8 protein-coding genes are annotated in these 6,752 nt (G+C 44.0%); all 8 read left to right on the top strand.

From position 1 onward, the window contains the following. Positions 1-226: 226 nt before the first annotated feature. The 8 genes from BCT81_RS14925 (at position 227) to phaC (ending at position 6,702) form a co-directional block, all read left to right on the top strand. Positions 227-1,132: a LysR family transcriptional regulator gene (locus BCT81_RS14925; RefSeq protein ID WP_102424939.1), complete on the top strand. Its 906-nt coding sequence runs from the start codon at positions 227-229 to the stop codon at positions 1,130-1,132. A 144-nt stretch (positions 1,133-1,276) separates the two neighbouring features. Next, positions 1,277-1,522: a hypothetical protein gene (locus BCT81_RS14920; RefSeq protein ID WP_102424938.1), complete on the top strand. Its 246-nt coding sequence runs from the start codon at positions 1,277-1,279 to the stop codon at positions 1,520-1,522. A 181-nt stretch (positions 1,523-1,703) separates the two neighbouring features. After that, a complete protein-coding gene (gene folK / locus BCT81_RS14915; RefSeq protein WP_102424937.1) occupies positions 1,704-2,201 on the top strand; it encodes a 2-amino-4-hydroxy-6-hydroxymethyldihydropteridine diphosphokinase in 498 nt (165 codons plus the stop codon). A 109-nt stretch (positions 2,202-2,310) separates the two neighbouring features. After that, the gene (folX, locus tag BCT81_RS14910; protein WP_063522227.1) at positions 2,311-2,688 is read left to right on the top strand and encodes a dihydroneopterin triphosphate 2'-epimerase; all 378 of its coding nucleotides are present in this window, start codon (positions 2,311-2,313) and stop codon (positions 2,686-2,688) included. 11 nt (positions 2,689-2,699) lie between these two features. Further along, the gene (gene folE / locus BCT81_RS14905; protein ID WP_102424936.1) at positions 2,700-3,338 is read left to right on the top strand and encodes a GTP cyclohydrolase I FolE; all 639 of its coding nucleotides are present in this window, start codon (positions 2,700-2,702) and stop codon (positions 3,336-3,338) included. After that, complete coding sequence (gene folM, locus BCT81_RS14900; RefSeq protein WP_102424935.1) at positions 3,335-4,051, top strand: dihydromonapterin reductase; 717 nt, start codon at positions 3,335-3,337, stop codon at positions 4,049-4,051. The genes folE and folM overlap by 4 nt, the downstream gene beginning before the upstream one ends. Positions 4,052-4,515: 464 nt before the next feature. Next, complete coding sequence (locus BCT81_RS14895; RefSeq protein ID WP_004738385.1) at positions 4,516-4,866, top strand: phasin family protein; 351 nt, start codon at positions 4,516-4,518, stop codon at positions 4,864-4,866. A gap of 78 nt (positions 4,867-4,944) precedes the next feature. Further along, complete coding sequence (phaC, locus tag BCT81_RS14890) at positions 4,945-6,702, top strand: class I poly(R)-hydroxyalkanoic acid synthase (RefSeq protein ID WP_102424934.1); 1,758 nt, start codon at positions 4,945-4,947, stop codon at positions 6,700-6,702. Positions 6,703-6,752: the final 50 nt, after the last annotated feature.

The raw sequence follows: 6,752 nt of genomic DNA, 5'->3' as shown, positions 1-6,752 counted from the left end.
GTATCAGAAAAACCTATATCTTTATAGAAACCAAAGATGTATTGCGACTATATGAAAATTGATGGGTTATATTGCCTGCCAGATAAGCAATACTCGCAAGGGTGTTTTAACAAAGCTCTGTCATAACCCTAACTGAAGTATGGAATTAGGTTGTGATAATAGCGAGTCAGCTAAACGAAATTACGTTCTACGTTTATTCATTTAAATGACTGCCTGAAGAGCCCGAATGAAACGATTTAACCTAAACCTCATCTATTACTTTATTGCGATATATGAAGAAGGAAACTTAACGTACGCAGCAGAAAGGCTCAATATATCCCAACCTAGTCTCAGCGCTCATTTAAAGCAGCTTCGAGATGAATATCGTGATCTACTGTTCGTAAGAAAATCTTACACGCTTGAGCCTACGCCAGTCGCTAATGACTTGTATCCTATCTTTAAGCAAGCACACAAGCTTGTCTCTCACTCACTGCCTGAAACTCATGACTTTGAACCGAAAGCGTGTCACTACACGTTTAGAATTGCTGCAATGAGTGTTTCAAGCAGCGTCATTCTGCCAAAGGTTCTTGATAAGATTCAACAAGAAGCACCCAACTGTGTCATTGAGATTGTAAATCTAAAAGAAGATATGGCGACTGACATCCGAGAGAAGAAGATTGATCTTGTGGTTGACCTGACCAATGCTCATTCAACATTGTTGAGTCAAAAAATCTGGAGTGATGAACTTTGTGTTGTTTGTAGCCAGAACCACACACGCAACAAAGAGCAAGTTAGTTTAGAGCAATACCTTTCAGCAAAGCATGTCATGCTCACACACGACAACTACCGAGTGAACCAGTTAACTGAATTTCATAGCCCGATTTTTGCAGATCGTAAAGTGGCAAGAAAGCTCAATTCTATCGCAGACTTCTCAGACACCATCTACAGCAGTGATTGGATAGCCACTTTCCCCAAGGGTGTCGCGAACGCTTATTTTGATAAAGATAAAATTAAGCTTCTAGAGCTTCCTTTTGAGTACACCAAGCCTTCGCTCAGTGTTTATTGGCACAGCAATCGGAATGATGACATCGTCAATCAATGGTTAAGAGAGTTGTTTACCAGCGAAGTTTTAACCTTGAGTTCCGACATATAAGACAACGTTTAGTTCTGTGAGTAAGCGTTTCGGTGATTCGATTCGTTCTTCATGTATAAAGTGCCTTATGGTACAAATGACAGCATGAACAACGCTGGTGGCTTTTGCCAGATAGACTTCCAATTTAAATGAAAAGACTGACTTATGAATTTTGATATCCAAGCACTGAAACATCACCAATTAGTTGAAGATGGTCAACTGGAAGGGTGTTACATTCATCAGCCAGCTCAAGGTAGCCAGCAAGACGACCAAGCAGTATTGGCAGAGCGCCAAGCGCTAGAAAATATGGGTTACAAGGTTGTGCAAGTTAAGGCGAAAGGTGGGACAACAACGTTCGCTGAAGCAATGCAGAAGCTAGCCAAGAAGACTGGGTATCAGTCAAACAACTAAGTGGGCAATAATTGTCGCTTGGCGTGTCGTCGCTTTCAAACGGGCGACGATACATAACTATCAAGCATGTAGGAAATCTTTCGACAAAACCTTTTTAACTATCTACCTGACATTTAAAGGACATATAGCTGATCTTCACAGCGAGTAGGACGTATAGGCTGCTTAAAAAGGAAGAAATACTATGGCCATCGTCTATGTCAGCATCGGAAGCAACATAAACCGCGAACATCACATCACAGAATCTCTCAAAGCGTTGAACCACCGCTTTGCTCCACTGCAAATTTCTCAGTTTTACGATTGCGAGCCAGTCGGTTTTGAAGGAGATAACTTCCTCAATCTCGTAGTGGGCTTTGAATGCGACCTTCCTATCGCAGAATTAGCTAAAACTCTTCATCAAATCGAATTTGATAACGGTCGCCAACGTGAGACTAAACAGTACGCTGCAAGAACCATGGATATCGATATCCTTCTTTACGGCGATCAAGTGGGCATTATCGACGGGGTAGAGTTACCCAGAGGTGAAATCACCGAGTACGCTTTCGTGCTTCGTCCGTTAGTTGACCTTGCCGCGACTGCCCATCACCCCACTCTAAATACCTCGTTCCAACAGCTTTGGAATAGCTTTGACCAGTCGAGTCAAAAAACCGTTCCAATCCCCTTCGAGCTCAGTCTCACCTAATGCCTTCAGAGCTGTCAAAAAACGCAGACTCTTATTATCAGAGCTTTATTTGATCTTTTCTTAAAACAAGCACGTACCTGATATCACTTTCGACGGAATGGAAACTGTTATGAACCACAACGCCATTATTACCATCACAAACCTCAGACTACGAACCTTCATCGGCTTCAACGAAGAAGAGAAAACCAAACAGCAAGACATTGTTATAAACGCAGAGATTCACTATCCAGCTAACAATTTGTGCCTCTCTGATGACGTTGACAATGCCCTCAATTACAAAAACATTTGCAAGAAAATTATCCACCATGTCGAGTCTGGAAGATTCCTGCTTCTAGAAAAGCTAACCAGCGACGTACTCGGAATCTGCATTGATCACTCATGGGTTCGGTACGCTCAAGTGAGAATTGATAAACCTCATGCGCTGCGTTTTGCCGACTCCGTTTCGCTCACACTGAGCTACGAAGCGGATCAAGATAATAACTTCTAAGGAGCGATCCAATGTTGAGCACAGAAGCAGAACAAGTAAGAACAGCTCTACTGGCGAGAGGACTTGAAACCCCGATGACCACAAGTGAAATGAACAGCGACCAGAAATACAATCGTATTAAGGGACTGTTAACGGAAGTTGTCAGCACGTTGGGTTTGGATCTGACCGATGACAGCCTTGCAGAGACGCCGCATCGCATCGCAAAGATGTATGTACACGAGATATTTTCCGGGCTTGATTACAACAATTTTCCAAAAATCAGCGTCATAGAGAACAAAATGTCGGTAGATGAGATGGTTAAGGTATCAGATATCGACTTAACATCTACGTGTGAGCACCACTTCATCACCATCGACGGTTTAGCGCAAGTAGCCTACATTCCAGAATCGAAGATACTTGGCCTGTCGAAAATAAACAGAATTGTCCGATTCTTCGCACAACGCCCTCAAGTCCAAGAGCGCTTAACTCAACAGATTCTGATCGCCATACAGACTCTCGTTGAAACAGAAAACGTCGCGGTGACCATCAAAGCGACGCATTACTGCGTGAAGTCTCGAGGCGTTATGGATGCCAACTCTGAAACAACGACAACGGCGCTCGGTGGCATTTTCAAAACTAACCCTCAAACTAGAGCTGAGTTTTTACGATGAGTGAGACGATTCTAATAACTGGTGTAGGGAAGCGATTAGGGTTCGCACTGGCTCAGCAACTCCTAGCTGATGGGTACCAAGTGATTGGTACCTTTCGCAGCGAATATCCTCAGTTGCAACAGCTGCGTGATAAGGGGGCTGATCTACAGTACGTCGACTTTTACCAGCAAAGCAGCGTAGAGGACTTTCTGCACTATGTAGGGCAAGAGTACAGAGCACTTCGAGCCATCGTTCATAATGCCTCTGATTGGAAGCAGGAGAATAAGAAAGACCCGAGCGAGAACGCTGCAGAAATTATGAACCAGATGATGGCAGTTCACGTCGGCGTACCATACCTTATCAATCTGTCGCTCAAAGACCTGCTGATGTCTGGCGATCAAACCTCAGATATCATCCACATCAGCGACTATGTTGCCGAAAAAGGCAGTAAAAAACATATCGCTTACGCGGCAAGCAAAGCTGCGCTTAATAACTTAACGCTTTCGTTCTCGGCGATGATGGCTCCCAACGTGAAAGTAAACACTGTCTCACCAGCTATGATCAAATTCAATGATTATGATGACGAGGCGTATAAGGCTAAAGCTCTGCAAAAAGCTTTGATTCCGGCGGAAGCGGGTTTTGAGGAAGTGGTTGATGGCATCAAGTATGTACTGTCCAGTCGTTACATGACAGGAAGAACTTTGCACCTTGATGGCGGCAGGCATCTGAAGTGAATTCGTGTCGATAACATTGAGCTCTTTCTTGGGTGAAAAGCCCATTTTATTCTGAATATGAACTCTCCCGCTCTGGTTACAAACTTATAGCTTGAGTGTTCATGTTTAGCAGCCTATTTGGGTTGTTCTACCCTGAACAACCTCATTCAACCTTACGCAACAAAGTGACTAATCTCACATTTCTGTCAATTCATCTCCTGAATCGAGCGGGTTGTATTAAACGCAGTTCATATTGAGTTCGCTTTGAACCCACTTACCTATTTAGGGTGATGAGCATCTGAACCGAAAATTCAAACAAATGTTTAAATTAATGAATTTATAGAGCGATTTATCGGGCATTTAACGGGATGACTTTTACTTTGATCTTGATCAATATGTTAACTGTTGCGCAACAAATTTAAATCAAATTTGCATAGGAAGCGCACATTTACTTCTTCGATCTGCTCAGTACAAGGAATAAAATTATGTCTACTCAGGAAACATTTAAGGCTTTCACATCGCAACTAGAGTCTGTAACAAACCCGTTTTACAACTTCAATCAGCTAGTGACTAAGAATATAGAGACACTGACCAAGATTCAGCTTGATAGCCTACAAGCTTATAGCGCGCTAGGTAATGAGTCTTTGCAGAGCTTAGCTTCGTTAAAGCAGCCACAAGATATTCCAGCCTATGGTTCAAAACAGATGGAAGTGGCGAGTAAGATCTCACAACAACTGATGGAAGATAGCCAAAAGCTGACTCAACTTGGTCAAGATTTTAAATCTGCCGCTGACGAGCTTACAGCTTCTGCGGTAAAGACTGCGAAAAGTGCTTAGTTTATTGCTTGTCGATTGATGGCGGAGCGTAACGTCTAGCCGCCATCTCTCAGCATCACTTCTAACAAGGATGTCAGAATGGAAAATAAATCGCCCTTTGAAGGTATGATGAACCTCATGTCCCAATACGGACAAGCTTGGATGGACAATCTAGGGCAGCCAACACAATCGACATTGATGAAAACCCAATCGGAAGATTTTACGAAGTGGGTGGGCTCAATGACTCAGAACCCAACCAATATGGTTGAGCAACAGATGAATTGGTGGGCGCAGCAAGTTAATCTACTTAACGATTGTATCCTCGGCACTCAAGAACAAACTAAAGAGACGGATCGTCGTTTTCGTGACCCTTCATGGAATGACACGCCACTGTATCGTTACATCAAAGAGAGCTACAAACTTGCTTGTGACAACATTCAACAATCAGTTGAGAACGCAGATGGTCTGGACGACGAGACCAAAGCTCGCCTTTCATTTTTCACTCGGCAGTATTTGAATGCCATGTCGCCAAGTAACTTCGTGTCGACTAACCCAGAGATACTTAAGCTGACCATGGAGAGTAAGGGTGAAAACCTGATCCAGGGGATGAAGCAATTCCGTCAGGATTTAGAGCAAAGTGCCGACATGCTCAATATTCGAATGACGGATAAAAACCAGTTCAAACTGGGGGAGAATATTGCCTCAACGCCCGGAAAAATCGTCTTTCAAAACGAGATGTTCGAGCTGATTCAATACAAGCCGACCACAGAACAAGTCTATAAACGCCCGACGCTGATCGTACCGCCGTTCGTCAACAAATATTACATTATGGATGTCAATCCAGAGACCTCTTATGTGAAGTGGTTGGTCAGCCAAGGCCACACAGTATTCATGATCTCTTGGGTGAACCCTAATGCTCAAATGCGAGACGTCGATTTTGGCAACTACGTGACTCAAGGCGTGCTACCTGCACTTGATGCCATTGAAAGTGTCATAGGCGAGCGAGAAGTTAACGGTATCGGTTACTGCATCGGTGGCACCACCTTAGTCGCAGCCATGGCTTACCTTTCTGGCAAACGTCGTAAGCAGAGAATCAAATCGGTCACTCTGCTGACTACGATCCTCGACTTCCAAAAGCCAGGTGAGTTAGGGGTCTTCATCAATGATCCGATCATTAGCAGCATTGAAGCGCAAAACAACCAACGTGGTTATATGGATGGCCGCCAAATGGCCGTGTCATTCAGCTTACTTCGTGAAAACAGTCTGTATTGGAATTACTACATTTCCAATTATTTGAAAGGGGAGAGCCCAATGGCATTCGACCTCCTTTATTGGAACTGTGACAACACCAACGTGACCGCTGCGACCCATAACCAGCTGCTACGTCAGTGCTATCTTGAGAATCGACTCGCCAAAGGTGAGTTGGTGATCGATGGTGTGGCGATTGATTTAGGTAAAGTAAAGTCGCCGGCTTACTTCCTCTCTGCTATCGATGATCATATCGCGCTATGGGACGGCAATTTTGAAGGCACAAAACTGCTAGGTGGAGACAATAAATTTGTACTTACCGAGAGCGGTCATATTGCAGGGCCGATGAACCATGCAGATTCCAATAAATATGGTTTTTGGACCAATGATGATAACGACCAAGTACCATCTCAGTGGCTTGCCAGCGCCGACAAGCACCATGGCTCGTGGTGGTCGCATTGGCAAAACTGGGTTGATGAGCGCAACTTCTCCGAAATGATTGAAGCTCGTGAGCTAGAAGGGAAACTGGATGCGCCAGGTGAATACGTGAAGCAGCGTATTCAAGATGTCATCCAGCGACAAAATGAAATGGAAAAGGAGTCCGCATAATGAATCCAGAAATCGGCCAGACTGCCACAATAGAAAAGCTGTTAGATAAG

It is taken from the genome of Vibrio sp. 10N.261.52.A1, from assembly GCF_002876325.1.
In the GTDB taxonomy this organism is placed as follows: domain Bacteria; phylum Pseudomonadota; class Gammaproteobacteria; order Enterobacterales; family Vibrionaceae; genus Vibrio; species Vibrio chagasii.
This window is presented reverse-complemented; position numbering and strand designations above follow the sequence as displayed.